This window comes from Priestia sp. SIMBA_032 (genome assembly GCF_046535215.1).
GTDB classification, from domain to species: Bacteria; Bacillota; Bacilli; order Bacillales; family Bacillaceae_H; genus Priestia; species Priestia aryabhattai.
Map to the genome: position 1 here is coordinate 1 of NZ_JAWRXD010000588.1, position 275 is coordinate 275.

The window sequence follows — 275 nt, forward strand, 5'->3', positions numbered from 1 at the left end:
GGGGACCATGCTCGGCGACCTTCGCCACGGCCTCGCTCGTGTCGCCGCCGCCGGCGAGCTCCCGGATCACGGCCGCCGGCGCCACGAGCTCGGTCACGAGCGGCAGCAGTTCCCGCGCCTGCTCATCCACCACTTCCAGGTCGGAGACGATGCGCTTGCCCAGGCGTGACGCCATCCGCGCCGCGGGGAGGCCGGCATCGAGGTGATAGCCGTCCAGGTAGAGCACGTCGATGGCGGCGATCATGGCCTCCGAGACGGGAAGCGCGTCCCGCTCC

Annotated in this window: 1 protein-coding gene; it reads right to left on the minus strand. The window is 72.4% G+C overall.

Annotated features, from left to right (window positions below; translation table 11 throughout):
- On the minus strand, positions 1-244 hold a 244-nt coding region (locus tag SB717_RS35625), incomplete at its 3' end, for a carbohydrate kinase family protein (RefSeq protein WP_410907666.1).
- Positions 245-275: the final 31 nt, after the last annotated feature.